This window comes from Arthrobacter sp. Hor0625, from assembly GCF_052567525.1.
This window is the reverse complement of sequence record NZ_CP199586.1, coordinates 1,607,780-1,631,481: the sequence shown is the minus strand read 5'-3', so window position 1 is coordinate 1,631,481 and position 23,702 is coordinate 1,607,780. Positions and strand designations below refer to the sequence as shown.

Genomic DNA, 23,702 nt, shown 5'->3' with positions numbered 1-23,702 from the left:
AGTGTGTCGCTGCTCGGTACGCTGGGTCCATGGAGCAGACCCCGGCCTCGGACCACCCCCGCAGCGTTTTCCTCGACAAGGCCCACCCCGCCGCCTGGCGGACGCTGAACGGCCTGGGCCTGAAGGCCAAGGAGGCCGCAGATGAGGCCGGCCTGGACCAGACCCTGGTCGAACTGCTCAATGTGCGCATCTCGCAGATCAACGGCTGTGCTTTCTGCCTGGACCTGCACGTGGGCGACGCCATCAAGAACGGCGAATCCGCCCAGCGCCTCGCGGTGCTCCCCGCCTGGCGGGACACCAAGCTGTTCACCGAGAAGGAAGCCGCGGCCCTGACGCTGGCCGAGGCGATCACCAACATCTCCGACGCCGCCGCCCGGGAGCACGAGGGCCGGCTGGCGCGCAAGCACCTAACCGACGACGAGTTCGCCGCGGTCAGCTGGCTGGCGATCGCCATGAACGCCTTCAACCGGGTCTCGATCGTCAGCCAGCACCCGGTGCGCCGGAAGGCAGCCGAAACCGGGCAGGCAGACGGCGCCGACTAGCCCGGCCTCGCAGGCCGGCCCCGCAGGCCGGGCCGCGGTTCACTCACCGCCCGGCCGGGCCGCGCTACGGGATCAGCCGGTCCGCCCGGAAACGGTCGAAGAGCCCCGTGAAGGAGTCCAGCGTCCGGCGGTAGCCGGTGAAGCCGGCCAGCCGGCTCTTGGACATGTCGGCCAGCACCTCGATGTTGCGGCCCAGGTCGCCGTCGGTGTGCCACCACGACGAGACACGGGCCAGGTCGTGCTCGGCGAGGCCGTGCCGGCCGGCCAGTTCCGCCCACGGTTCTTCCATGCCCTTCATCTGTTGCTCCAGTGGCCGGGGTGCGCCTTCAAAGCCGACCGGTTCGACGCCGAAGTAGGCGGCCAGCCGCGGCCACATCCAGCGCCAGCGGAAGACGTCGCCGTTGACGATGTTGTAGGCCTGGTCGGCAGCCCCTTCCGCGGTGGCCGCCCAGAGCATGTGCTCGGCCAGCAGCCCGCTGTCCGTCATGTCGGTGAGGCTGTTCCACTGCGTCTCGGAACCGGGGAAGATGAAGGGCAGGTTCAGTTCCTTGCAGAGCGTGGCCTGGACGGCGAGCGTCAGGCCCATGTTCATGGCGTTGCCCACCGCGTGGCCGATCACGGTATGGGCCCGGTGGACCGACCAGGTGAAGCCCTGCCGTTCCGCCGCGGCCCACAGCTCGTCCTCCTGGGCGTAGTAGAAGTTGGCCACCGGCAGCCGCGGCTCCTCCTCGTGGAAAGGCGTGTCCGGCATCTCCCCCGCGGCGTAGGCCTCGAACGGGCCCAGGTAGTGCTTCAGCCCGGTCATTAGCGCGACGTGTTCCACCGGGCTGTTTTGCAGCGCGTCGAGCAGGTTCCGCAGCATCGCCGCGTTGACCTCGATGTTTTCCCGCTCGGTTGCCTGCCGCGACCACGCGGTGAAGAACACGTGCGTCGGGTTCTCCCCCGCCAGCGCGGCCGCGAGGCTCTCCGGCGACCCGAGGTCGGCGCTGAGCGGCCGCACGCCGGGACGGGCGACGCCGCCGCGGGACATGGCCAGGACGTCCCAGCCGCTCTCCGACAGGAGGCTCACGAGGGCGGAACCGGCGATGCCGCTCGCTCCCACCACGAGTGCGGTCCGGCCCTGGGCGCGGGTTGGTTCTGGAAGCACGGAATTCCTCCTGAAGGGTGGCTGGCTGTCCCTCCACCCTACGGCGCCGGCCGCAGCCGGGCCTACGCGGGGTAGACCGAAACGGCAGCAGCCTTCACCACGAAATAGACGCGCGAGCCCGGGACCAGCCCGAGGTCGGCCGAGGCGGCCGGGGTCACGTCAGCGGACAGCTCCCCCGCCCGCACCCGGATCTGGTCCCCGTGCGGTTCCAGGTCGGTGACCGTGACCGGGAAGGAGTTCCGCGGGCTGCCGTGCGCCTCGTCGAGGAAGACGGAAACGGCCGACGGCGGGAACGCCGCCACGCCGGCCTGGCCGGGGTCCGCAGCATCCTCGTGCCGTCCCGCGAAGTCCAGCCCGGCGGCGGTCCGCAGGCCGGTCGCCGTGACGGTGCCGGCGACCAGGTTCAGCCCCGCCAGGCCGGCGGCAAAGCGGCTGCGGGGCCGCTCGAGCACGTCGCGGGTGGGCCCGGCCTCGGTGACCTCGCCGTCCTCCAGCACGATCACCCGGTCGGCAAGCATGTAAGCGTCCAGCACATCGTGGGTGACGATGATGGCCCGGCGGCCGGCCAGGACCCGCTTCAGCAGGCGCCGCAGCAGCGGGGCCGCGTGCACATCGAGGGCGGCCATCGGTTCATCGAGCAGCAGCAGCTGCGGAGCCGCCGCCAGGGCGCGCGCCAGCGCCACGCGCTGGGCCTGGCCCCCGGAGAGTTCCCCGGGCCGCCGGGCGGCCAGCTCCGCCGCGTCGACCTCGCCAAGCCAGTGCCGGGCGGCTTCGCGGGCCTGACCCCGGGGCACCCCGGCGCTCCGGGGCCCGAAGGCCACGTTCTCCAGCGCGCTCAGGTGCGGGAACAAGAGGGCTTCCTGGGCCAGCAGCGCGGTGCCGCGCCGGTGCGGCGCCGTCCACGCCTTGCGGCCCGGCCCGAGGTTGAAGAGCAACCGGCCGTCGAGCTCCGCGCGGCCCGCGTCCGGGCGAAGCAGGCCCGCCACCACGGACAGCAGGGTGGACTTTCCGGCGCCGTTGGGCCCGAGCACGGCTACCGTTTCGCCCTCCGCCAGGTTCAGGGTGACATCGAAATGGCGGGCGGCGACGGCGGCCTGCAGGCTGAAGGTCACGGGGCCTCCTGCCGCACTCCGGGGGTGCGCCCGGCCGGGCGCCCGGCACCCCGCCCTGAGTATCCGCCGTCCGGGGAGGGTCCACGGTAGCTGAGTCCGACGACGATGACCGCCACGGCGACCAGCAGCAGGGACAGCGCGACGGCGGCATCGGCGTCGGTCTCGCGCTGCAGGTAGATTTCCAGCGGCAGGGTGCGGGTGACGCCCTGCAGGCTGCCGGCAAAGGTCAGGGTGGCGCCGAACTCGCCAAGGCTCCGGGCAAACGAGAGCACGGCGCCGGAGGCGAGGCCGGGCAGCACGAGGGGCAGGGTCACCCGGCGCAGCACCGTGCCGGGCCGCGCGCCGAGCGTGGCGGCCACGGCCTCGTACCGGCTCCCGGCCGAGCGCAGGGCCCCCTCGAGGCTGACCACCAGGAACGGCAAGGCCACGAAGGTCTGGGCGAGGACCACCGCCGTCGTCGAGAACGCGATCTGGAGGCCGGCGATCTCCAGGCTGCGGCCCAGCAGGCCCTGCCGGCCGAAGGTGTAGAGCAGCGCGATACCGCCGACAACCGGCGGCAGCACCAGCGGCAGCAGCACGAAGGAGCGGAGCAGTCGCTGCCCGCGGAAGGTGCTCCGGGCCAGGACCAGGGCCAGCGGGACGCCGAGCAGCAGGCACAGGACGGTGCTCGCCGCCGCCGTCCGCAGGCTGAGCCCCAGCGCGGTGAGCGACGCGTCCGAGGTCAGCAGCGGGAAAAGGTGCGGCCAGTCGACCCGCGCGGCCATGGCGGCCAGGGGCAGCAGGACGAACAGTGCGCCGATGACGGCGATGCCCAGCACCCAGCGCGGGATTCCGGTGTAACCGTGCCCCATCACGGCTCCCCGAAGCCGGCGCCGGCCAGGATTTCCTGGCCCCGGGCGCCGGTAACGAACGCGGTGAAGTCGGCCGCGAGGTCCGGATCCCGGCTGCCTTTCAGCGCGGCGATCGGATACCGGTTGACGGCGGCGGCGGACTCCGCGAAGGGGATGTCCTTCACCTTCGACCCGGCGGAGCGGACGTCGGTGACGTATACGAGCCCGGCGTCGGCTTCCCCCGAGGTGATCTTTCCGAGCACGTCCGTGACGGAGGATTCCTCGCTGACCGGCTTCAGCGTGACGCCGGCGGCGGCCTGGACGGCGCGGGCGGCCGCGCCGCACGGCACCTGGGCCGCGCACACCACCACCTTGACCCCCGGCCGTGCGAGGTCGGCGAAGGAGCCGATGTCCGCGGGGTTGGCCGGCGGCACGGCGAGGGCGAGGACGTTGCTGGCGAAGTTGCGGGGCGTGCCCTCGACGAGTCCGGCGTCGAGGACCTTCGCCATGATTTTGGCATCCGCGGAGGCGAACACGTCCGCGGGCGCCCCCTGGCTGAGCTGGGTGGCCAGGTCGGCGGACCCGGCGAAGCTGAGCGTGACCGCGGTGCCCTGGTGGCTGGCCTCGAACTCGCGGGCCAGTTCGGTGAACGGCGCCTTCAGCGACGCGGCCGCGAAGACGGTCAGGGTCCGTCCGCCCGAGCCGTTGCCGGGCCCCGCGCACGCAGCGGTTCCCAAAGCCAGGGCGCCGGCCGCCAGGAAGGCGGCGGCGCACCGCAGCCGGCTCATGCCTGGGCCTTCCCGTGCGGGCTTTCGATGATCACGGTGGTGGCTTTGACGACGGCGGTGGCCACCGACCCGGGTTGCAGCCCCAGGTCGCGGACCGCCTCGCTGCTCATCAGCGACACCACTCGGAACGGCCCGCACTGCAACTCCACCTGGGCCATGACGGTATCGGCGGTGATGGCCGTGACCAGCCCCACGAAACGGTTCCGGGCGGAGCTGAGGCCGCCGGCCGGGTCTTCCGGCAGCTTCGCCTGCTCCCGGGCCAGGGTTGCCAGCTCGAGCCCGTCCACCACGAGCCGGCCGGCGTCGTCCCGTTGCGGGGTCAGGCTGCCGTTCTCGGTCCAGCGGCGGACGGTGTCGTCGCTGACGCCCAGGAACCGGGCTGCTTCGGAGACGCGGAAAGTCGGCATAGGGCCACCTTAGTACGCAGATGCGGCCGCAGGAAGACGCTTCCACCGCACTTGCGTATTTCGAAGGGGGTCCCGTGAAGCACGGCCCCATAGCCGCGGACGCGTATCAGCCGTACGATTTTGGGGAGGGGTGAGCCGCGGTCGGCTAGGAGCACCGCCGTGAAATGGGTCAGGCCGGACGACGCGGCCTATGACGAAACTCGAAAACTCTTCAACGCGATGATCGACCGGCACCCGGCCGTCATTGCCCAGTGCGCGGACGCGGCCGACGTCGCCGATGCCCTGGCCCACGCCGCGGCCAACGGCCTAGACGTCGCGGTCCGCGCCGGCGGGCATTCCGTCGCCGGCATGTCCACGAATGAGGGCGGCCTGGTGGTGGACGTCAGGCCGATGAAATCGATCGCCGTGAACCCGGAGGCCAGGACCGTGACGGTGGGCGCCGGCGTCACCTGGGGTGAATTCGACCGCGCGACCCAGGAGCACGGCCTCGCCAGCACCGGCGGCCGCGCCTCCACCACTGGGGTGGCGGGCTTCACCCTGGGCGGCGGCTCCGGCTGGCTGGAACGCTCCTACGGCTTCGCCTGCGACAACCTGGTCTCCGTGGACCTCGTGACGGCGGCCGGGGACCGGGTCACCGCGAGCGCCCGGGAGAACCCCGAATTGTTCTGGGCCCTGCACGGCGGCGGCGGGAACTTCGGCGTCGCCACCAGCTTCACGTTCGGGCTGCACGAACTGGGACCCACGGTCCATGCCGGGATCATGCTGTGGCGCGGTGAGGAGGCAGCGGACCTCAGCCGCGCCTACCGGGACCTGGCGCAGGCAGCGCCGGACGCCGTCGGCAGCGCGCTGGTGTTCCTCACCGCACCGCCTGAGCCGTTCGTCCCGGAAGACATGGTGGGCAAGCCCGCCGTCGGCCTGGCGTACCTGTACGCCGGTGATCCGGCTGCGGGGGCCGAACAGGCGGCGCCGTTCCGCGACCTCGACCCCGCCGTGGACCTCGTCGGCGACATGAACTACGCGGATTTTCAGTGCATGATCGATGACCCGCCGGACCTTTACCACTACTGGAGCGCCGAGTACCACGACGCCCTCCCGGACGCCGCCCTGGACGTGATCGTGGACGCGGCCCGGCACCTGCCCGGACCGTACTCCCAGCATCTGGTGGCCCGCTGGGGCGGGGCCGTGGCCGGGCCCGCCGCCGCGCAGACACCGCTGCAGAACCGCGGCGCCCAGTGGGTCACGCACCCGTACGGCATGGAGGCGACGGCGGCGGCCTCAGAAGAGGCCAAAGCCTGGGTCAAGAAGTTCCGCCGGGACATCGCCCCGTACGCCACCGGCGGGGTCTGGCTGAACTTCGTCGGCGACGAGGGCAGGGACCGCGTCCGCGCCGCTTTCGGGGAGGACAACTACGCCCGGCTGGCCCGGGTAAAGCGCGAGTTTGATCCGGGCAACGTCTTCCGCGGCAACCAGAACATCCTGCCGGCCGCCTCGTAGACTGCCTGCATGGCCGTCTACCTGGATCCCCCGCTCTGGCCCGCCCACGGAACCCGCTTTTCGCACCTCGTTTCCGACAGTTCGCTGGAGGAACTGCATGCGTTCGCGCGCGCCGCGGGCATCCCGGAGCGGGCGTTCGACGGCGACCACTATGACGTTGCCGAGGCCCGCTACGACGAGCTGGTCGCCGCCGGCGCCATCCCGGTCGAGGGCCGGGTCCTGGTCCGCAAGTTGATCGGCAGCGGGCTGCGGATTCCGGCGCGGCGGCGCAGCGGCTCGCTGAAACTGCCGCTGCTGACCCGCTGGAATGAGGTGCTGCCCGGCCACGACGCCCTGTTCCTGGACCTGCTGGACCGCTGGGGCGAGGAGCATCGGAAGTACCACGGGCGGACCCATCTGCTCGCCGTGCTGGAGGCCCTGGACAAGCTGACCGCCCCGGAGCGCCCGCCCCGGACCGTGCTGCTCGCGGCCTGGTTCCACGACGCCGTCTACCTCGGCATCGCCGGTGAGGACGAGGAAGCCTCGGCCCGGCTGGCCGAGGAGCGGCTGGAGGACGCCGGGCTCCCGGCGGCCGAAACGGAGGAGGTCGCCCGGCTGGTCCGGATGACGGCCGAGCACCGGCCGGACCCCGACGACCGGCCCGCCGCGCTGCTCAGCGACGCCGACCTCTCCGTCCTGGGCGGCGGAACGGACGACTACGCCCGCTACCTCGCGGCGGTCCGTCAGGATTTCGCCCACATCGGCGACGCCGACTTCGCCGCCGGGCGCGCCGCCGTCGTGCGCCAGCTGCTGGACCTTGACCCGCTGTTCCACACCGCGCGGGGGCGCGAGCTGTGGCAGGACGCGGCGCGGCGCAACCTGGCGGCCGAACTGGCCTGAGCCGGCGAAACCTGGGGCGGCCTAGACAGCGTGCGTCAGGCGCCCCGGCGGAGGTGTTCGGCGAGGCGGTCGAAGGATTCCCGCCAGCCGGTGCCGTTGCTGTCCCTGTTCTCGGCCGTGTCGAAGGGCCCCTGGCTGAACGTCAACCGGGTGCCGCCGTCGATCTCGTCGAGCCGGTACGTAATCTCGGTCTCGTAGCCGCGGGTCCCGTCCGCCTTGTCCCACGCGTGGGTGAACACGAAGAGGTTCGGGGGTTCGATGTCCGTGTGGATGCCGCTCCACCAGTACTGCTGCCCGGTGGAGTCCTGGACCATGCAGGCGCGGTACTGTCCGCCGATTTCCAGATCGGCGTCGATGCTCTCCCGCGGGGTATGGAAGCCGCGCGGACCCCACCAGGCCGGGGCCTGGTCCGGATCCGTCAGGGCGGACCAGACCACGCCGATCGGGTCCTGGAACTCGCGGGTGATGACCAGCATCAGCTCGTCGGCGCCGGCCTCCGGGGTGGTTGACTCCTGCATTGTTCTTCCCTCGGCTTCCTCGGGTGGCCCGCCCGCTGCGGGTCCTAGCGGTAGCTGACCGCGAATGGGCGGTCGGTCGGCACGATCTGCTTGCCCAGCGGCATCAGGGACACCGGAATGAGCTTGAGGTTCGCGATGGCCAGCGGGATGCCGATAATGGTGATGGCCATGGCGAAGGCCGTGACCACGTGACCGATCGCGATCCAGATGCCCGCCACCAGCAGCCAGATGACGTTGCCCAGCAGCGTGAACACCCCGTTGCCGCCGGGCTTGTCCACCACCATGCGACCGAAAGGCCAGAGCGTGTAGGACGCGATCCGGAACGAGGCCAGCCCCCACGGAATGGTGATGACCAGCAGGCAGCAGATGACGCCGGCCACGAAATAGCCAATGGCCAGCCAGAGTCCGCCGAAAACCAGCCAGATGATGTTGAGCAGTGTCTTCATGGCTATATTCTCTCCCGCCGGAGGCCGTTCCGGATCAGGGGTTTGCCCTGATCCGCCCCTGATTTCGGCCCACGATCAGGCGTCGGCCTGCTTGACCATGGCGGCTTCGACGTTGATCTTGACTTTGTCGCTGACCAGCAGCCCGCCGGCTTCCAGGGCCGCGTTCCAGGTCAGGCCGAAGTCCTTGCGGGAGATTTCGGCCTCGGCGCTGAATCCGGCCCGGGTCGCGCCGAAGGGATCCACCGCGACGCCGGTGAACTCGACTTCCAGGTCCACGGGCTTGGTCACGCCGCGGATGGTGAGGTCCCCGGTGAGCACATAGTCCTCGCCGTCGCCCCGGATGGAGGTGGCACGGTAGGTCATCTCGGGATAGTTCTCGACGTCGAAGAAGTCGGGGCCGCGCACGTGGCCGTCGCGGTTGGCATCGCCGGAGTCGAAGCTGGCGGTCTTGACCGAGGCGTGCAGGCTTGCGTCGGCCAGTGAGTCGCGCACCCGGGCTTCCGCCGAGGCCTCGTTGAACCGGCCGCGGACCTTGCTGATGCCGGCGTGCCGAACGCTGAAGCCGATCTCGCTGTGGGACATGTCCAGCGTCCAGACGCCGGGGGTCAATCCTTGGGGCAGAGTCATGGCCGTTCCTCCTTGTGGATGGGTGGCGGGCCCGGCCCGCCGGTAGTCCTCAAGAAGCATGCTAACGAGGTTGCTGTCCGGGCGATAGGTGCGCGGGGAGCCCGGTCAGCGTCCCTTCGCTGACTCCACGAAGGCCACGATCCTGGCCGGATCCTTGACGCCCCTGGCGGCCTCGACGCCGGAGGAGACGTCCACGCCCCAGGCCCCGGCCGCCGCTGCTGCGGCGGCAACGTTGTCCGGGTCCAGCCCGCCGGCAAGCAGCCAGGATCGGCCCTCCAGGCCCAGTGCCCGGACGGAAGCGTAATCCCAGGCTTCGCCTGAACCGGGCACCGCCGCATCGATCAGGAGCAGTTCCTCGCCCCAGTCCGCGAAGGCCGACGGGTCCGCGGCCATGGTGACAGCCCGGATGAGCTTCAAGCCGGCGTCGTGGACCGTGCGCACGTCGGCGGGGCTCCGGTCACCGTGCAACTGGACCCACCCCAGCCCGGCCTCCCGGGCCCGGGCGACGGCGTCGTCGGCCCTTTCGTGCCGGAAGACGCCCACGGCGGGCAGCGCGGCGGGCACCGCGGCCAGCAGCTCCCGGACCGTGTCCGGAGCCACCTCGCGGGGACTGCGGGTGAGCACGAAGCCCAGGGCGTCCGCGCCGGCGTCGACCGCGGCGCGCACCGACTCGGCCGTGCTGAGGCCGCACACTTTGACGAACATTTCCGGCTCCCTACGCAGTTATATCGTTGCTTCGACGGTAGCAAGTCCGCGGGGGCCGCGCCGACGTTACGCTCCGGGAGGCCCGGAGGTGCGCGTCCGCCCGTCCGGCTAGGCTGGGCTGATGGAGATCATCCGGTACGCCGAGCTCAAGCCCGCCCTCTGGCGCAACGGCGGCGGGGTGACCCGCGAGCTGGCCAGGTTTCCGCAGGCTTCCGGCCAGGGCGCCGCAGCGGGCGATGCCTGGGATTGGCGGGTCAGCATTGCGGAGGTCTCGCGGGCCGGCGCGTTTTCCCGGTTCGCCGGGATGGAACGGGTACTGACCGTGGTCGACGGCGAGCTGCTGGTCCTGACGGTGGACGGCGCCGAGCATCCGCTGGAGAAATACCGGCCGTACCGCTTTTCCGGCGACGCGGAGGCCGCCGGCGCCCTGCCCACCGGCGACATCCGGGACCTCAACGTCATCACCAGGACCGGCGCGTTCAAGGGCTACACCTCGATCATCGAGCTCTCCAAGAAGCGGGCGCACCCGGTCTTCGATGGCCAGTTCGGCATCCTGCTGCAGGGGCAGGCTTCGGCCGGTGATCCCGGCGAGGCGCCCCAGGCCCTGGAGCGGTACGACGCCGTCGTCGGTTCCGACACCCGCACCCCCGAAATTCTGGGCCGCGGCTTCCTCGCGGTCGTCTCGATCGACCCCGTCTAAATCGACCGGTAACCGGCCGAGCAGGCCTCCGGCTAGCTCTCGTCGGCCTTCGCCTGGCCCGTCCCGACCCCCACGGAGTCGCCCGACAGCCGCTGCGCCAGCCAGATCGGGACGATTGAGACAACGATCAGCACCACGGCCACCACATTGACCACCGGCGCCTGGTTGGGCCGGAAGAGGTTCTGCAGGATCCAGATCGGCAGGGTCGTATCCCCGGCGCCGACGGTGAACGTGGTCACGATGATCTCATCGAAGCTCAGGGCGAAGGCGAGCAGCCCGCCGGCCAGCAGCGCCGAGCGGAGCTGCGGGAACGTCACCAGCCGGAACGTGGTGAATACCCCGGCGCCAAGGTCGGCGGAGGCCTCCTCCAGCCCGCCGTGCATCCGGCGGAGCCGGGCAATGACGTTGTTGAACACGGTGACCATGCAGAACGTGGCGTGCGCTATCACCACCGTCCAGAGGCTCAGCGGCACTCCGAGGATGGTGGTGAACATGTTGTTCAGGGCGATGCCGGTGACAATGCCCGGCAGCGCGATGGGCAGGATGACCAGCAGGCTGATGACGTCCCGGCCGAAGAACTTGTAGCGCTGCAGGGCGAGTGCCAGGAGGGTCCCCAGCACCAGCGAGATGGCAGTGGACACCACCGCCACCCAGACCGAGGACAGCAGTGCCTCCCGCACGCCGGTGGAATCCGCGGCCCGGCCCCACCATTCCAAGGTGAACCCCTTGGGCGGCCAGCCGAACGTCCGATCCGCGTTGAAGGAGTTCACCACCACCAGCAGCAGCGGCAGGTAGATGAAGAGCAGGACGAGTCCGGTAACGACGCCGAGGATGGCCTTGGCGCTGCGGGAAAGTCTCACGGTGCTCCTTGTTTCCGGCGGTTAGAGGTTGTTGAGGGCGCCCGAGCGGCGGACGATGAACAGGTACGCCATGATGATGACGATCGGCACGAGCGACACCGCAGCGGCCAGCGGCAGGTTGTTCGCGGCGCCGACGTTGGCGTACACCACGGTTCCCAGCATCTGGGTGGTTCCGCCGACGATCTGGGCGGTGATGTAGTCCCCCAGTGAGAGCGAAAAGGTGAAGATCGTCCCGGCGATGACCGAGGGGACGAGCAACGGCAGCATGACCAGCCGCATGGTGGTCAGCGGTTTCGCGCCGAGGTCGCCGGACGCCTCGAGGAGCGAGTCCGGGACCCGGTCAAAGCCGGCGTAGATCGGCAGGATCATGTACGGAAGCCAGATGTAGGACAGGGTCAGGATGACGGCGGTCTCGCTGTATCCGGGCGACGCCAGGCCGATCGGCGCGCCCATCCACTCCAGCAGGCCGCCCTCGGCGAGGACGTTGCGCCAGGCGTAGGCCTTGACCAGGTAGCTGGCCCACAGCGGCATCAGCACCGCGATGACCAGCAGCTTCTGCCAGCGGGCGCTGGCCACCTTGGCGATGAAGAACGCCATCGGCAGCGCGATGACCATGTCGATCACGGTCACCGCCGCCGCGATCCACAGCGTGCGCAACGCGATCCGCTGGTAGACCGGATCGGTCAGCACCGTCACCAGGTTCTCTGTGGTCCAGACCGTGGACACCTTCCCGGTGAAGGTGTCCACGGTCCACAGCGACGTGATCAGCAGGGCAGCGAGCGCGGCGATGTACACCAGCACCAGCCAGCCGGCGGGGGCCGTGATCAGCCCCGCGAGCCGCAACCCTGGCGCCCGGTGCAGCAGCGCCGAGAACCTGTTCGGCCGGGACCGCGGCACCCCGGCGGCCGGCGGCGAGCCGGGCGCCGGGTGCTGCGTCTGTACTGCCATGTCAGCCCTTGATCTCGGTCCAGGCCTTGGTCCATTCGGAGTAGTCCGTGCACTTGGCGTCCTTGCGGCCGTCAAGGCATTCGGCCACCGGCGTGGTCCAGTACCAGATCTTCTCGGCATACGCCGCGTCACCCGAGTGGTAGGTTTCGCAGTGCTTCTTGTCCTTGGTCAGCTCGCAGGCCTTGGGGTTGGCCGGCGACTCACCGAAGTATTCGGCCACCGCGGCATTGGCCTTGGGGCTGGCGATGTAGTCCAGCCACTTGTACGCGCAGTTCTTGTTCTTGGACTGCGCCCCGATCATCCACGTGTCGGACCAGCCGGTGGCACCCTCGTCCGGCAGGACGGTCGCGACCTTGGTCCCGTCGGCGGCGGCGATGTTGGCGCCGACCTGCCAGGTGGTTCCGACGACGGTGCTGCCGCCGGCGAAGGCCTGCACCTCCTTCACGACGTCGCTCCAGTATTCGCCCACGTGCTTGCGCTGCTGCTTGAGCAGGTCGACTGCGGCCGCGAGCTGGTCCTTGTCCAGTGCATACGGGTTCTTGATGCCGAGCTCCGGCTTGTGCGCCATCAGGTACACGGCCGCGTCGGCGATGTAGATGGGCGAGTCGTAAGCCGTGACCTTGCCGCTGTACTTGGCGGCATCGTCAAAAACGGCGCTCCACGAGGTGGGGGCGGGCTTGACCTTGTCGGTGGAGTACATCAGCAGGTTGGCGCCCCAGCCGTGGGGCATGCCGTAGTTCTTACCGTCCACGGTGTTCCAGGCCTTGTCCTTGAGGAACGGGTAGACGTCTGCGTAGTTCTTCAACAGGCTCGTGTTGACCGGCTCCACGTTGTTGCCGGCGATCAGACGCAGGGAGGCATCGCCGGAGGCCGAGACGACGTCGTACTGTCCGGTGCGCATCAGCGTCACGGCTTCGTCCGAGGTCCCGAACGGTTTGAAGCTGACCTTGCACTGGGTCTCTTTTTCGAAGGGGGTGACCCAGTCCACGGCCGGGTCGTTGCTGCCGTTCTCGACGTAGCCGGGCCAGGCGAGGATCGAGAGCTGCCCTTCGCCCGGACCGATTTCGGTTTTGAGCGGCTGCGCCGACGGGGCAGCCCCGCCGCCGCCACTGGTGCCGCAACCCGCCAAGGCGAGGGCGGCAGCGGCCACCCCGGCCACGAGGGCGGCTTTCATTCTTGGAGCCATGATTCTTACCTTTCGTAGTGGGGGTGGAAACTTTCCTGCGGCCCGGCGTCAGGCGGCGTCGGACGGCAGCCAGACGACGGCGTCGTCGTCCCAGCTCACGGTGACCCTGCGGCCGATTAGTTCGTCGTCGCGGTCCGGCAGTGTGTCCGGTGCCAGCACGACGACGCCGGGGCCGTCCTGGAGTTGCACCCGGACCTGGGTGGCGTGCCCGACGTACACGAGCGAGGTCACCGTGCCGGGCCGGCCCGTGACGCCCGCGGCCGTCTCCGGCACCGGCGACCAGGACAGGCGCAGCCGTTCGGGTCGGACGCACAGGGGCTCCGCGCGGCCGTAGAGGCTCTGTGCGGTGGCGGCGTCGAAGATGTTGGACGTGCCCACAAAGTTGGCGACGAAGGTCCCGGCGGGGCGCTCGTAAATCTCGTGCGCGGTGCCGATCTGTTCCAGGCGGCCATTGTTGAAGACACCGATCCGGTCACTCATGGTCAGCGCCTCCTCCTGGTCATGGGTGACGAAGATGAAGGTGATGCCCAGCGATTTCTGCAGCTCCTTGAGCTCCACCTGCATCTGCTGGCGCAGCTTCAGGTCGAGGGCGCCGAGCGGTTCGTCCAGCAGCAGCACCTTGGGTTCCACCACGAGCGCCCTGGCCAGGGCCACCCGCTGGCGCTGGCCGCCGGAAAGCTGGGCCGGCTTGCGGCCGACGAATTTGCCCAGTTGCACCCGGTCCAGGGCCTCGCGGGCTCGCTCGCGGCGCTCTGCCCGCGGCACTCCGCGCACCCTCAAGCCGTACGCGACGTTGTCCACGAGGGACATGTGCGGGAACAAGGCGTAGTCCTGGAAGACGGTGTTAACGTCGCGCTCGAAGGGAGCCAGCCTCGTGACGTCGCGGCCTTCCAGCTCGATGCTGCCCGAGGTCGGCAGTTCGAATCCTGCGATCAGCCGCAGCACAGTGGTTTTCCCGGAACCGGACGGGCCCAGCATGGAGAAGAATTCACCCTGCCGAATGTCCAGGTCGACGCCGTCGACGGCGACCGTGTCACCAAAGACCTTGGTGAGTTTGCGCAGGCGGATCGCCGGGACGCTGCCGGGGACGGTCGACGTTCCGGCCGTGCGCGTTTCGGTCATGTTCCTGCCTAACTCCGTAGCCGAAGGGCCGTTGCCGGGCCTTCGGGAGGGTGACGCCGCATGATGTGACGCGGGCCACAATGCGTTATTGGGCCAAATACTATTACTTCATAGGTTTTGTGTATAGACCCCGGCCACACACGGCCATAGGATGGCATCACCCACCGCGCGGCCGGCAACCGCACCGCCCCTGGAAACCGCCGGGCGGACCGGACGGGAGACGCGAAACCCGAGCGCGAGGGAGGAACAGATGCTGCTTCCACCCCAAGGCGCGTCCCGCAGCCTGGCGGCGGTCTTCACCCCCATCAAGTCCCGCGGCCTGGTCGATGAGGTGTGCGGGAGGATCGAGCAGGCGGTCGAGACCGGACTGCTTACCAGCGGCCAGCGGCTTCCCAACGAAACCGAACTCGCCTCCGCGCTCGGCGTTTCGGCTGTCACGGCCCGTGAAGCGCTGTCGCAGCTCCGCACCTCGGGGATCATCCGGACCATCCGCGGGCGCAGCGGCGGAAGCTTCATCGCTGACAACGTCCTGCCATCCCGGGAACGCGCCCTGGAGCAACTCGACGAACTGACCCGGCTCCAGATCAGCGACCTGGGGCTCCACTACCAGGCCATCGCTTGCGTCTGCGCCAGCCTCGCGGCACGCCGCTCCGACGCGGCCGACATGGCCACCCTGCGCTCCTTCATCCCGGCCGCCGACGCCGACCCGCTGGGCTGGCGGCTGGCGCTCTCTGAGTTCGTCCTGGAGGTCGCCGCCATCGCCCGCTCCGCCCGGCTGGCCCGCGAGCTCATCCGCCTGCAGGCCGACCTGGGCACGCTGACCTTATTGCCGTGCGCCGACGCCGGTTACAGGAACGACTCCGCCCGGATTCTGGACCATACCGCCGGCGCCATCGAGGCTCACCGGCCGGCCGAGGCGGAAACCGGGGTCAAGTCGCTCATCTCGACGACGACCGACTGGCTTCTGGCCGAGCATGCCAGGCGCATTTGAACCTTTCCCCCTTCCAGACCGAGGCAGGATCCCCATGACGGACACTTCCACTGTTAGTTCCGGCGGCGCCGATGCCGCCGCCGGTGACGACGCCGCAGCCCGGGCCGCGGCAGCCGAGCTGGACGCCGTCGTCGTCGAAATCGAAACGAGGCTCGCGGCATGGGCGCGGGAGGCGGGCGCGGCCCTGGCGGCACTGGACGGCAAAGTCTCCGGCACAGCGGTGGACAAGCTCATCCGGCCGGTGGTGGAGGAGCTGGTCCATACCCCGGAGGGTTACGTCGCGGGCGCCGGATTCCTTGCCAATGCCGGGCTGCTGGGTCCGGAGCGCAGCTACATCGCCTGGTGGCAGGGAGCCGAGATGGAGCACGTGGACGCCCTCGCCAATTTCAGCCCCAACGCCATCAGCCGTTACGTGCGGGCCGAGTGGTTCCGCACCCCGGTGGAAACCGGCCAGCCGCATGTCACCGGACCCTACGTCGATTTCCTCTGCACGGACGAAAATGTCCTGACCTTTACCCACCCGGTGTTCTGCCAGCCGGACGGTCCGGTGGCAGGCATCGTCGGCATGGACGTCACCGTGCAGCGCCTGGAACGCGGTGTCATGCCGGCGCTGAGGCGCATCGGGGACCGCGCCACCCTCGTGAACCCGGACGGCCGTGCGATCGTATCCGCGGCGGCGGATATCGATGCCGGGGATCTCGCCGTTGCCGCCGAGGGCTGCCGGGTCTATCCGGTGGGGCGGCGCTTCAGCATCTGGAGCGGCGCCGCGGGGATCTGAGCTTGCTAGGCTTGAAAGCAGGGCCGCCGCTTCGCGGCCTCCGGACGACGGTTCAGTACCCGGCACGCGACAAGACTGGCCAAAGGAGCTGTCATGTCGTGGTTGATTCTCATCCTTTCCGGGGCCTTGGAGGCTGTCTGGGCCGCGGCGCTGCACCGGACCGCGCAGGCCACCGGCCGCCGCCGGATCGCACCGGCCACCCTCTTCCTCGTTGCCGTCCTGGCCAGCACGGGCGGCCTGGCCATCGCGATGCAAAGCATTCCCACCGGCACGGCATACGCGGTCTGGGTGGGCGTCGGCGTGGTGCTGACCTCCGCCTATGCCATGGCCTCGAAGGTTGAGCCTGCGACCGCCGGACGGATCCTGCTGCTCGGCGGCATCGTCGCGTGCGTGGCCGGCCTGAAGCTGGTGGCGTGATGGCTGCGGACGGCGCCGCCGGGACGGCCAAGCCGACGCTGTCCTGGCTGATCCTGCTCGCCTCGGCCGTGCTGGAGGCCGTCTGGGCCACGGCGCTGGGGCTCTCCGACGGCCTCACCCGGCCGCTGCCCACGGCCGTGTTCGCGGTGGCCGCGACCCTGAGCATGGTGGGCCTGGGCCTGGCGGTGAAGACTATCCCGCTCGGCACCGCCTACGCCGTCTGGGTGGGGATCGGCGCGGCACTGACCGTCGGCTGGGCCATGGCCACCGGCGTCGAGCCCGCGAACCCGCTCAAGCTGCTGTTCATCGCCGGGATTGTGGGGTGTGCGGCCGGTCTGAAGCTGCTCCCGGCCGGTGAACCCGACCCGCCCGGTACGCTCCCGCCCAGTTAGTCCTAGGCCGGAGCGGGATTTCCGGGCGACTCGCCGTGTCCCCGGCCCGTCCGCCGCCAGTAACTGGGCAGGAACGCCCCCATGCCGGTCCGCCGTCGACAGTAACCGGGGAGGAACGCCGGAATAGCGGCGCGGCCGGCGGGGTTCTTGGCTGGGACAGCACTTCCACCCGACAGGAGACCACAGATGACGGCAGCAACAGTCCAGCTTGGCGACGGCCTCAGCGTCAGCCCCCTGGGGTTCGGCGGCATGGCCCTGACCCCGGTCTACGGGGAGGTGGACCCGGCCGAGGCGCTGGCCACCCTGCACCACGCCGTGGACGCGGGGATAACGTTCCTCGACACCGCGGACATCTACGGCGGCGGCAGCAATGAGGAGCTCATCGGCCGGCTGCTCAAGGAGCGCCGCGGCGAGGTCCAGCTGGCCACCAAGTTCGCCCTGGTCGGAACGCCCTCAACCGGCTACTCGGACATCCGCGGCGACGCGGCCTACGTCCGCCAGGCCATCGACCGCAGCCTGCAGCGCCTGGGCACCGACACGATCGACCTCTACTACATGCACCGCCGCGACCTCCGCGTTCCGATTGGGGAAACCGTGGAGGCCATGGCGGAGCTGGTCAAGGCCGGAAAGGTCAAGCACCTGGGCCTGTCCGAGGTGACGGCCGAGGAGCTGCGCGAGGCACACAGCGTCCATCCAATCGCCGCGGTCCAGAGCGAGTGGTCCATCTGGAGCCGTGACGTGGAGCGCCAGGTGGTTCCCGCCGCCGCCGAACTGGGCGTGGGATTCGTGCCCTATTCGCCGCTGGGCCGGGGCTTCCTCACCGGCACCGTGGACGCCTCAAAGCTGGGCAGCAACGACTTCCGCCGCAACATCCCCCGCTTCGCCGAGACCGCGATGGACGCCAACCAGGCGGTGGTGGCCGCGGTCCGGGACGTCGCCGCGGAGCTGTCCTCCCCCGGCCGCGCCGCAACGCCCGCCCAGGTGGCCCTGGCCTGGCTGCTCGCCCAGGGCGGCAAGCTGGGCCTGCCGGTGGTGCCGATCCCGGGCACCCGCAAGGCTGACCGGATCGACGAGAACCTGGGTGCTTTGGCCCTGGAGCTGACCCCGGCGCAACTGGCGCGGCTCGATGCCGCCGCGGACGCCGTCGTCGGCTCCCGCTCGGCGGATCCGAACTGGGTTTCGCAGGGCCGCGAATAGCCGGGTCCTAGACTGATGCGCATGGACTCACTTCTGCACTCACTCCGCGACATCACCATCCGCCGGATTTCGGTCAGCGAGATGGACAACAACGTGTACCTGCTGACCGCGAAGGCATCCGGCGCGCAGCTCCTGATTGATGCGGCCGACGACGTCGACGCCATCCAGGGGCTGCTTGCCGACGCCGCCGCGGACACGTCCGCGACGCCGAAGCTGGCGCTGATCGCCACCACCCACCAGCACTGGGACCACGTCCGTGCGCTGCCGTCGCTGGTGGAGGCCACCGGCGCCAAGACGGCCGCCGGAACGGACGACGCCCCGGAACTGCCGGTAAAGGTCGATGTGCTGCTCGATCACGGCGACGTCGGCAACTTCGACGGGTTCGACGTGACTGCGGTGCACCTGCGCGGGCACACGCCCGGTTCCGTGGCGCTGGTGTACCAGGACCCGGAAGGCCCGGCCCACATCTTCTCGGGCGACTCGCTGTTTCCGGGCGGCGTGGGCAACACCCAGAAAGATCCGGACCGGTTCGCCCAGCTGCTCAGCGATGTGACCGAGCGGCTGTTCGAGGTTTATCCGGATGACACCGTGGTCCACCCCGGCCATGGCAAGCCGACCACCTTGGGGGCGGAACGCCCGCACCTGGCGGAGTGGCGCGCCCGCGGCTGGTAGCAGCCGCCCATATCCGCGGCGGTTCCGGACCGGCGCCGCATATTCGGACGGCCGCACCGGGGATCCCCGGCGCGGCCGTCCGTTTGCCTAGCGCGGACCGCTAAGCGGCGCGGAAAAACGAACCTTAGCGGCTGCGGCGTTCGTTCGACGCCGGAGCGGAGGCGCGGCGCGGGCCGCCGCTGCGTGCCGGACGGCCGCTGCCGGAGCGTCCGCTGCCGTTGCCGCCGCCGGCGTACGAACCGCCGGAGGTGCCGCCGGTGTTGGAGGACCACACGGGAGCGGAGCCGCCGGACTTGGCGCCGGCTGCGGCGCGCTGGCCGGTTGCCGGGCGTCCACCGCGCTGGCCGCCGGTAGCGCCGCCGGAACGGCCTGCACCCGTGCGGGGGGCGCCGCCGGTACGGCCGGCACCGGCGCCGCGGGAGGCTGACCCGCCGCGGGCGTCGCGGCTGTCGGCAGCGCGGCCGTCGGAGCCGCGGCCGGCCGAGGCACGGCCGCCGGCTGCGGGAACATCGTTGTGGTGCGCGTAAGCGGTAGCCCGGCCGCGGCCGCGGGCATTGCGCCGCTCGGCGCGCTCGGCGTCGGCCCGGTCCTGGTTCTGCTCGGCGACGCGGTCTGCGGCGTCGCGGGCAGCGGCCTTGCCCTCGTACGCCGCGGCACGGCGCTCGGCGCGGGGCAGGTCGGTGCGGGGCGCCTCGGCGGAGACCCGGCCCCGTCCGCCGCGTCCGCCACGGCCACCGGCGGTGGGAGCCGCCTGGCGGCGGGCGCGCTTGCGCTCGGCGTTGGCGCCGGTGGAGGTGCCGCCGCCCTGCTTGGCGGCCTTGGCAGCCAGCAGCGCCGCACGGGTGCGCGGATCGATCTTCTCGGCCATTTCGCCGACCAGCTCTGCAACCAGCGGCGAGTTGGCGGTGACGCGCTCGAAGCTGACGTCCACACCGGCGGCCTTCATCAGCTTCTTGACGTCCGACTGCTGCTCCGGCAGGGTCAGCGTGACCACGGTGCCGTCGGAACCGGCGCGGGCGGTACGGCCCGAGCGGTGCAGGTATGCCTTGTGCTCGGTGGGCGGATCAACGTGGATGACCAGCTCGACGTCGTCGACGTGTACACCGCGGGCGGCGACGTCGGTCGCCACCAGGACGCGGACCTCGCCGGAAGAGAATTCGGCCAGGTTGCGGTCACGGGCGTTCTGCGAGAGGTTGCCGTGCAGGTCGACGGCGGGGATACCGGCGTCGGTCAGGGTCTTGGCCAGTTTGCGGGCGTGGTGCTTGGTGCGCATGAACAGCACGCGGCGGCCGGCGCCCGAGGCGAGCTCAACGATCAGCTGCTTCTTGACGGTCTGGTCATTGACGACCAGGACGTGGTGCTCCATGGTGGTCACCGCGGCCTGCGGATCGTCCACGGAGTGGGTCAGCGGGTTGGACAGGTAGCGCTGGACGATCTTGTCCACGCCGTTGTCCAGGGTGGCGGAGAAGAGCAGGCGCTGGCCCTGGCTGGGGGTCATGTCCATGAGCTTCTTGACCACGGGCAGGAAGCCGAGGTCGGCCATGTGGTCCGCTTCGTCCAGGACGGTGATCTCGACGCCTTCCAGCGTCACGATGCGCTGGCGGATCAGGTCCTCCAGTCGGCCCGGGCAGGCGATGACGATGTCGACGCCGGCGCGCAGGGCCTTCTCCTGGCGGGCCTGGGAGATGCCGCCGTAGATCACGGTTGTGGTCAGGCCGGCGGCCTTGGCCAGCGGCTCGATGGTCGCGTTGATCTGGGTGGCCAGCTCGCGGGTGGGTGCCAGCACCAGGCCCATGGGGCGGCCCGGCTTGCGGAAGTACCCGGCTTCGCGCTCGGCGAGCCGCGCCACCAGCGGGATGGCGAAGGCGATGGTCTTGCCGGAGCCGGTGCGGCCCCGGCCCAGGACGTCGCGTCCGGCCAGGGTGTCCGGCAGGGTCTTGACCTGGATGGGGAACGGGGTTTCGATCCCCTGGGCGGTGAGGGTGTCGGCAAGGGCCTTGGGCGTGCCGAGGGCAGCAAATGTAGTCATGTTTTTCGAAGGTCTTTCAGGCGGTATCCGTGCGGATATCGGCCCCCGGCGCCGGTTGGACCAGGGGTTCGCCGAAGAAAAGTCAGGTGGTCAACCGGGCTGCCTGCAAGCTTTCGCGGGCGGCCGGGACCAAATAGAACGCGTTCATCGACGCAGGATGTGCCTCTCACATGAATAAAGCCCACCGCTGCGGCCGGAATCCGGAAGGAATCCTGCAGGGGATCCGGGCTGGCCGCGCGGGGCGGAAACCGGATCCAAAGTGGGCATCACTGCACATCAAGTTCCTCCAGTCTAGCATCTGCGCCTCTCCTCTCGTTTCCGGCAGGGCCCGGAGGCCGGGCCGGAGGGCCGCGTGGAGGGGACTATGCCGCCGCTTGCCCGCCGACACGGGGAGCGACCAGCACGCCCGCGACGCCGATCGCCGCGGTGAGCGCGAAGACCCCGGCGAACGGGGCCGCACCGCCGCCGGCCGCCGTCGTAAAGGCCGCGAAGACAATCCCCGTCGCGGCGAGCGCCAGGGCGCCGCCGAGCGAGTCCGAGATGGACATCGCGGAACTGTTGAACCCTTCGGTTTCCTTCGTGGACAGGGCCAGGGTCATCACGCTCAGCCGCGGATACATCAGCCCCATTCCCCCGCCGGCGAAGATCCAGCCGGCGATCGCGATGGCGGCGGGCCAGCCCAGCAGCGCGGTCGCGAGCGCCAGGACGACGGCGCCCAGCACCAGCGCCGAGCCGATCCGCACCGCGCGGCGGTGCTCCAGCCGGGCCCCGAGCCGGCCCTGGACCGCTGAGGCCCCGGCCCAGGCCAGGGCACCGCCGGTGAGGGTCAGGCCCGCGACGGTGGGCGAAAAGACGTACCGCTCCACCAGCAGGTAGGGCAGGTACACCTCCGCGCCGAAAAACGCCGCCGAGGCCAGGCCGCGGGCGAGGATGACGGCCGGCAGCCCGCGGCGCGCCGTCAGGGTCCCGCGCGGAACCAGGGGCCGGACCGCCACCAGCGCCACGGCGACGGCGGCGGCCGCGAGCGCCCAGCCGGCGCCCGGCACTTCGACGGACAGGTTCAGTCCGAGGACCGCAAGCGCGGCGAGGCCGGCCCACCCCAGCCTGCCGTAGTCCCAGGGCCGGCTTCCGGCTTCCGTGGCGGGCAGGCCGCGCAGCGCCGGAACGATCATCAGCATGGCCGGAACCACCAGCCCCACCACGCCCAGGAAGACCCAGTGCCAGCCCAGCCACTGGGCGACAAGCCCGGCCGCGAAGGGTCCGACCAGGGAGGGGACCACCCAGGCGGCGGCGAACGCGGCGAAGATCTTCGGGTGCAGCACGGGCGGATACACGCGGGCCACCACCACGTACAGGGCGACGGTGACCGCCCCGCCGCCCAGCCCCTGGACCAGCCGCCCGGCGAGCAGCGCGGCCATGGTTTCCGCGGTGCCCGCGAGCAGCAGTCCCAGCACGAACAGCGCCACGGAGGCATACAGCGGACCCGCCGGGCCGCGGCGGTCCGACCAGTTGCCGGCGGCGACCATGCCGATGACACCCGTCGCGAGCGGACCGGCGAACGCCAGGGCGTAGAGGCTGGCCCCGTCCAGTTCACGGCTGACCAGCGGCATGATGGTGGTCACCGCCAGGGACTCGAAGGCGGCGAGGAACACCAGGGCCAGGGCGCCGAGCGTCACCAGCAGGTAGGTGCGGTGGAAGATGCCCTCCGGCGCTGCCGTGGTGCGCTCCGGCAGCGGCTGCGGACTGGCATCGGTGCTCATGGTTGAAGCCTAAGCGGACGGCGGCCGGGCCGGAAGCCGGGCTCAGTCGTCATCGCCGGGCCCCTGCGCGGGGACCACGACGGCGCCGCTGGCCCGGGAGTCCGGGTCCAGCATCCAGCCCACGCGCTTGACGGTGCTGAGCATGACGACGCTTTCGACCAGCACGATGCCGGGGACCTTCTGCTGCAGTTCCAGCTCCATCCGCATGACGTCGGCGAGCGACTGCAGCCACATGATGATCACGAAGTTGGCCGGCCCCGTGGTGGAGGCGCTGAGCCGGACGTTCCGGATGGTCTTCAACTCCGCGGCCGCGGCCTCGTGCTGGCCGGCGGGAACGTTGACGAACCACTGGCAGGTGACCGGGAAGGCCGAGAATTTCTGCGCGACTTCGCAGCGGAAGGACAGGATACCGCTGGCGATCACCCGGTTGAGCTGCCGCTGGACGGTCGCGGGGTGCCGGCCGAGCGCCCGGGCGATGTCGGCCGCCGTCGCCCTCCCGTCCCGGGCCAGGAGCGGCAGCAGCGCCAGATGGCTGGCGGGCAGCTGCTCCCGGGCCGCGGCCCGGGCAACGCCGGTGGCCGCGGGCCCGGCCAGGGCCCGCACCGCCGCCCGCTGGGCGCGGCTGAGCACGTTCAGCCGCCAGGCCCCGCCGCTGGCGTGCAGCCGCGTGCACAGCGCGGTCTGGTACTTGACCAGCCCGTCGATGTCCTTGAGCCGTGCGACGACCTTCGTGCTGAAGTCGTCCAGCGACGCGGTGATGACCGTCAGCATCAGGTCGCGGTGGCTGGCCGCCTCTTCCACCGTGACGACCTCCGGCATCGCGGCGAGCCTGGCGGTGACCGCCTCGCGCCGGTTCATGGCACAGTCCACGGCCACGAAGGCCAGGCACATCTGGTGCGGATCGCCGATCAGGTGCGCGGTGATCCAGGAGACCCCGGCGGACCGCAGCCGTTCCCAGCGCGCCGCGAGGGTGGTCGCGTGGACGCCCAGCACCTCCGCGGCGTCGGCCCAGCTCAGCCGCGGCGCGATCTGCAGCACGTTGATGAGCGCAAGGTCGTCTTCGCTAAGGTCCACCCGATTCTCCCCTCTGGTGCATGAAAACTGCGCTTGAAGCTTGTTTCTGCATATTTCCGGCGGTTCACGATGCTGTGAGCC

Annotated in this window: 26 protein-coding genes and 1 riboswitch; of the genes, 10 read left to right on the top strand and 16 right to left on the bottom strand. The window is 70.5% G+C overall.

Annotation, left to right across the window (positions count from 1 at the left end):
- Nucleotides 1-29 precede the first annotated feature (29 nt).
- Nucleotides 30-542 carry a carboxymuconolactone decarboxylase family protein gene (locus ACTWLI_RS07435; RefSeq protein ID WP_445155989.1) on the top strand — a complete coding sequence of 171 codons (513 nt, stop codon included), beginning with the start codon at nt 30-32 and terminating at the stop codon, nt 540-542.
- A 64-nt stretch (nt 543-606) separates the two neighbouring features.
- On the opposite strand, the gene ACTWLI_RS07430 is transcribed toward ACTWLI_RS07435, so the two are convergent.
- The 5 genes from ACTWLI_RS07430 to ACTWLI_RS07410 form a co-directional block, all read right to left on the bottom strand.
- The gene (locus tag ACTWLI_RS07430; RefSeq protein ID WP_445155988.1) at nt 607-1,689 is read right to left on the bottom strand and encodes an SDR family oxidoreductase; all 1,083 of its coding nucleotides are present in this window, start codon (nt 1,687-1,689) and stop codon (nt 607-609) included.
- A 62-nt stretch (nt 1,690-1,751) separates the two neighbouring features.
- The gene (locus ACTWLI_RS07425) at nt 1,752-2,801 is read right to left on the bottom strand and encodes a sulfate/molybdate ABC transporter ATP-binding protein (RefSeq protein ID WP_445155987.1); all 1,050 of its coding nucleotides are present in this window, start codon (nt 2,799-2,801) and stop codon (nt 1,752-1,754) included.
- Nucleotides 2,798-3,652: an ABC transporter permease gene (locus ACTWLI_RS07420; RefSeq protein ID WP_445155986.1), complete on the bottom strand. Its 855-nt coding sequence runs from the start codon at nt 3,650-3,652 to the stop codon at nt 2,798-2,800. The genes ACTWLI_RS07425 and ACTWLI_RS07420 overlap by 4 nt, the downstream gene beginning before the upstream one ends.
- On the bottom strand, nt 3,652-4,419 hold the full coding sequence (modA, locus tag ACTWLI_RS07415) for a molybdate ABC transporter substrate-binding protein (RefSeq protein ID WP_445155985.1): 768 nt from the start codon (nt 4,417-4,419) through the stop codon (nt 3,652-3,654). The genes ACTWLI_RS07420 and modA overlap by 1 nt, the downstream gene beginning before the upstream one ends.
- A complete protein-coding gene (locus ACTWLI_RS07410) occupies nt 4,416-4,826 on the bottom strand; it encodes a TOBE domain-containing protein (RefSeq protein ID WP_445155984.1) in 411 nt (136 codons plus the stop codon). The genes modA and ACTWLI_RS07410 overlap by 4 nt, the downstream gene beginning before the upstream one ends.
- Nucleotides 4,827-4,985: 159 nt before the next feature.
- On the opposite strand from ACTWLI_RS07410, the gene ACTWLI_RS07405 reads away from it, so the two are divergent.
- Nucleotides 4,986-6,320 carry an FAD-binding oxidoreductase gene (locus tag ACTWLI_RS07405; RefSeq protein WP_445155983.1) on the top strand — a complete coding sequence of 445 codons (1,335 nt, stop codon included), beginning with the start codon at nt 4,986-4,988 and terminating at the stop codon, nt 6,318-6,320.
- Between the two features lie 9 nt (nt 6,321-6,329).
- Nucleotides 6,330-7,199 carry a DUF4031 domain-containing protein gene (locus ACTWLI_RS07400; RefSeq protein ID WP_445155982.1) on the top strand — a complete coding sequence of 290 codons (870 nt, stop codon included), beginning with the start codon at nt 6,330-6,332 and terminating at the stop codon, nt 7,197-7,199.
- Between the two features lie 35 nt (nt 7,200-7,234).
- Here ACTWLI_RS07400 and ACTWLI_RS07395 read toward each other — a convergent pair whose 3' ends face one another.
- The 4 genes from ACTWLI_RS07395 to ACTWLI_RS07380 form a co-directional block, all read right to left on the bottom strand.
- Nucleotides 7,235-7,717, bottom strand: coding sequence for an SRPBCC family protein (locus ACTWLI_RS07395; protein WP_445155981.1), 483 nt, complete (start codon nt 7,715-7,717; stop codon nt 7,235-7,237).
- A gap of 44 nt (nt 7,718-7,761) precedes the next feature.
- Nucleotides 7,762-8,163, bottom strand: coding sequence for a YccF domain-containing protein (locus ACTWLI_RS07390; RefSeq protein WP_056737414.1), 402 nt, complete (start codon nt 8,161-8,163; stop codon nt 7,762-7,764).
- 75 nt (nt 8,164-8,238) lie between these two features.
- Nucleotides 8,239-8,790, bottom strand: coding sequence for a YceI family protein (locus ACTWLI_RS07385; RefSeq protein ID WP_445155980.1), 552 nt, complete (start codon nt 8,788-8,790; stop codon nt 8,239-8,241).
- Nucleotides 8,791-8,895: 105 nt separating this feature from the next.
- Nucleotides 8,896-9,495 (bottom strand): phosphoribosylanthranilate isomerase, encoded by a 600-nt coding sequence (locus tag ACTWLI_RS07380; protein WP_445155979.1) that lies wholly within the window; start codon nt 9,493-9,495, stop codon nt 8,896-8,898.
- Between the two features lie 121 nt (nt 9,496-9,616).
- Here ACTWLI_RS07380 and ACTWLI_RS07375 point away from each other — a divergent pair, with 121 nt between their 5' ends.
- Nucleotides 9,617-10,195 (top strand): HutD/Ves family protein, encoded by a 579-nt coding sequence (locus tag ACTWLI_RS07375; RefSeq protein ID WP_445155978.1) that lies wholly within the window; start codon nt 9,617-9,619, stop codon nt 10,193-10,195.
- Between the two features lie 32 nt (nt 10,196-10,227).
- Here ACTWLI_RS07375 and ACTWLI_RS07370 read toward each other — a convergent pair whose 3' ends face one another.
- Genes ACTWLI_RS07370 through ACTWLI_RS07355 form a run of 4 tightly spaced genes read right to left on the bottom strand, consistent with a single transcriptional unit; the run spans nt 10,228 to nt 14,311 of the window.
- Nucleotides 10,228-11,055: an ABC transporter permease gene (locus tag ACTWLI_RS07370; protein WP_445155977.1), complete on the bottom strand. Its 828-nt coding sequence runs from the start codon at nt 11,053-11,055 to the stop codon at nt 10,228-10,230.
- 21 nt (nt 11,056-11,076) lie between these two features.
- Nucleotides 11,077-12,003, bottom strand: a complete 927-nt coding sequence (locus ACTWLI_RS07365; RefSeq protein WP_445155976.1) for an ABC transporter permease — start codon at nt 12,001-12,003, stop codon at nt 11,077-11,079.
- 1 nt (nt 12,004) lies between these two features.
- Nucleotides 12,005-13,189, bottom strand: coding sequence for an ABC transporter substrate-binding protein (locus ACTWLI_RS07360; protein ID WP_445155975.1), 1,185 nt, complete (start codon nt 13,187-13,189; stop codon nt 12,005-12,007).
- Nucleotides 13,190-13,237: 48 nt separating this feature from the next.
- The gene (locus ACTWLI_RS07355; RefSeq protein ID WP_445155974.1) at nt 13,238-14,311 is read right to left on the bottom strand and encodes an ABC transporter ATP-binding protein; all 1,074 of its coding nucleotides are present in this window, start codon (nt 14,309-14,311) and stop codon (nt 13,238-13,240) included.
- 250 nt (nt 14,312-14,561) lie between these two features.
- Here ACTWLI_RS07355 and ACTWLI_RS07350 point away from each other — a divergent pair, with 250 nt between their 5' ends.
- The 6 genes from ACTWLI_RS07350 to ACTWLI_RS07325 all read left to right on the top strand — a co-directional run bounded on the left by ACTWLI_RS07350 (nt 14,562) and on the right by ACTWLI_RS07325 (nt 18,758).
- The gene (locus tag ACTWLI_RS07350; protein ID WP_445155973.1) at nt 14,562-15,302 is read left to right on the top strand and encodes a FadR/GntR family transcriptional regulator; all 741 of its coding nucleotides are present in this window, start codon (nt 14,562-14,564) and stop codon (nt 15,300-15,302) included.
- 34 nt (nt 15,303-15,336) lie between these two features.
- On the top strand, nt 15,337-16,080 hold the full coding sequence (locus tag ACTWLI_RS07345; protein ID WP_445155972.1) for a cache domain-containing protein: 744 nt from the start codon (nt 15,337-15,339) through the stop codon (nt 16,078-16,080).
- A gap of 17 nt (nt 16,081-16,097) precedes the next feature.
- Nucleotides 16,098-16,164, top strand: a riboswitch (guanidine-III (ykkC-III) riboswitch).
- Between the two features lie 9 nt (nt 16,165-16,173).
- Entirely contained in the window at nt 16,174-16,497 is a 324-nt protein-coding gene (locus tag ACTWLI_RS07340) for a DMT family transporter (RefSeq protein ID WP_445155971.1), read from the top strand.
- Nucleotides 16,497-16,889, top strand: a complete 393-nt coding sequence (locus ACTWLI_RS07335) for a DMT family transporter (RefSeq protein WP_445156143.1) — start codon at nt 16,497-16,499, stop codon at nt 16,887-16,889. The genes ACTWLI_RS07340 and ACTWLI_RS07335 overlap by 1 nt, the downstream gene beginning before the upstream one ends.
- Nucleotides 16,890-17,075: 186 nt before the next feature.
- On the top strand, nt 17,076-18,086 hold the full coding sequence (locus ACTWLI_RS07330) for an aldo/keto reductase (protein ID WP_445155970.1): 1,011 nt from the start codon (nt 17,076-17,078) through the stop codon (nt 18,084-18,086).
- 21 nt (nt 18,087-18,107) lie between these two features.
- Complete coding sequence (locus tag ACTWLI_RS07325; protein ID WP_445155969.1) at nt 18,108-18,758, top strand: MBL fold metallo-hydrolase; 651 nt, start codon at nt 18,108-18,110, stop codon at nt 18,756-18,758.
- A gap of 124 nt (nt 18,759-18,882) precedes the next feature.
- On the opposite strand, the gene ACTWLI_RS07320 is transcribed toward ACTWLI_RS07325, so the two are convergent.
- The 3 genes from ACTWLI_RS07320 to ACTWLI_RS07310 all read right to left on the bottom strand — a co-directional run bounded on the left by ACTWLI_RS07320 (nt 18,883) and on the right by ACTWLI_RS07310 (nt 23,621).
- Entirely contained in the window at nt 18,883-20,787 is a 1,905-nt protein-coding gene (locus ACTWLI_RS07320) for a DEAD/DEAH box helicase (protein ID WP_445155968.1), read from the bottom strand.
- Nucleotides 20,788-21,149: 362 nt separating this feature from the next.
- Nucleotides 21,150-22,547, bottom strand: a complete 1,398-nt coding sequence (locus ACTWLI_RS07315; protein WP_445155967.1) for an MFS transporter — start codon at nt 22,545-22,547, stop codon at nt 21,150-21,152.
- Nucleotides 22,548-22,589: 42 nt separating this feature from the next.
- Nucleotides 22,590-23,621: an Lrp/AsnC family transcriptional regulator gene (locus tag ACTWLI_RS07310; RefSeq protein ID WP_445155966.1), complete on the bottom strand. Its 1,032-nt coding sequence runs from the start codon at nt 23,619-23,621 to the stop codon at nt 22,590-22,592.
- Nucleotides 23,622-23,702: the final 81 nt, after the last annotated feature.

What these genes read in the sequence shown, in the direction of transcription:
- ACTWLI_RS07435 (WP_445155989.1), top strand. Translation starts at nt 30, where the DNA reads ATGGAGCAGACCCCGGCCTCGGACCACCCCCGCAGCGTTTTCCTCGAC.
- ACTWLI_RS07420 (WP_445155986.1), bottom strand. Translation starts at nt 3,652, where the DNA reads ATGGGGCACGGTTACACCGGAATCCCGCGCTGGGTGCTGGGCATCGCC.
- modA (WP_445155985.1), bottom strand. Translation starts at nt 4,419, where the DNA reads ATGAGCCGGCTGCGGTGCGCCGCCGCCTTCCTGGCGGCCGGCGCCCTG.
- ACTWLI_RS07410 (WP_445155984.1), bottom strand. Translation starts at nt 4,826, where the DNA reads ATGCCGACTTTCCGCGTCTCCGAAGCAGCCCGGTTCCTGGGCGTCAGC.
- ACTWLI_RS07400 (WP_445155982.1), top strand. Translation starts at nt 6,330, where the DNA reads ATGGCCGTCTACCTGGATCCCCCGCTCTGGCCCGCCCACGGAACCCGC.
- ACTWLI_RS07395 (WP_445155981.1), bottom strand. Translation starts at nt 7,717, where the DNA reads ATGCAGGAGTCAACCACCCCGGAGGCCGGCGCCGACGAGCTGATGCTG.
- ACTWLI_RS07390 (WP_056737414.1), bottom strand. Translation starts at nt 8,163, where the DNA reads ATGAAGACACTGCTCAACATCATCTGGCTGGTTTTCGGCGGACTCTGG.
- ACTWLI_RS07385 (WP_445155980.1), bottom strand. Translation starts at nt 8,790, where the DNA reads ATGACTCTGCCCCAAGGATTGACCCCCGGCGTCTGGACGCTGGACATG.
- ACTWLI_RS07380 (WP_445155979.1), bottom strand. Translation starts at nt 9,495, where the DNA reads ATGTTCGTCAAAGTGTGCGGCCTCAGCACGGCCGAGTCGGTGCGCGCC.
- ACTWLI_RS07375 (WP_445155978.1), top strand. Translation starts at nt 9,617, where the DNA reads ATGGAGATCATCCGGTACGCCGAGCTCAAGCCCGCCCTCTGGCGCAAC.
- ACTWLI_RS07365 (WP_445155976.1), bottom strand. Translation starts at nt 12,003, where the DNA reads ATGGCAGTACAGACGCAGCACCCGGCGCCCGGCTCGCCGCCGGCCGCC.
- ACTWLI_RS07360 (WP_445155975.1), bottom strand. Translation starts at nt 13,189, where the DNA reads ATGGCTCCAAGAATGAAAGCCGCCCTCGTGGCCGGGGTGGCCGCTGCC.
- ACTWLI_RS07355 (WP_445155974.1), bottom strand. Translation starts at nt 14,311, where the DNA reads ATGACCGAAACGCGCACGGCCGGAACGTCGACCGTCCCCGGCAGCGTC.
- ACTWLI_RS07350 (WP_445155973.1), top strand. Translation starts at nt 14,562, where the DNA reads ATGCTGCTTCCACCCCAAGGCGCGTCCCGCAGCCTGGCGGCGGTCTTC.
- ACTWLI_RS07345 (WP_445155972.1), top strand. Translation starts at nt 15,337, where the DNA reads ATGACGGACACTTCCACTGTTAGTTCCGGCGGCGCCGATGCCGCCGCC.
- ACTWLI_RS07340 (WP_445155971.1), top strand. Translation starts at nt 16,174, where the DNA reads ATGTCGTGGTTGATTCTCATCCTTTCCGGGGCCTTGGAGGCTGTCTGG.
- ACTWLI_RS07335 (WP_445156143.1), top strand. Translation starts at nt 16,497, where the DNA reads ATGGCTGCGGACGGCGCCGCCGGGACGGCCAAGCCGACGCTGTCCTGG.
- ACTWLI_RS07330 (WP_445155970.1), top strand. Translation starts at nt 17,076, where the DNA reads ATGACGGCAGCAACAGTCCAGCTTGGCGACGGCCTCAGCGTCAGCCCC.
- ACTWLI_RS07325 (WP_445155969.1), top strand. Translation starts at nt 18,108, where the DNA reads ATGGACTCACTTCTGCACTCACTCCGCGACATCACCATCCGCCGGATT.
- ACTWLI_RS07320 (WP_445155968.1), bottom strand. Translation starts at nt 20,787, where the DNA reads ATGACTACATTTGCTGCCCTCGGCACGCCCAAGGCCCTTGCCGACACC.
- ACTWLI_RS07315 (WP_445155967.1), bottom strand. Translation starts at nt 22,547, where the DNA reads ATGAGCACCGATGCCAGTCCGCAGCCGCTGCCGGAGCGCACCACGGCA.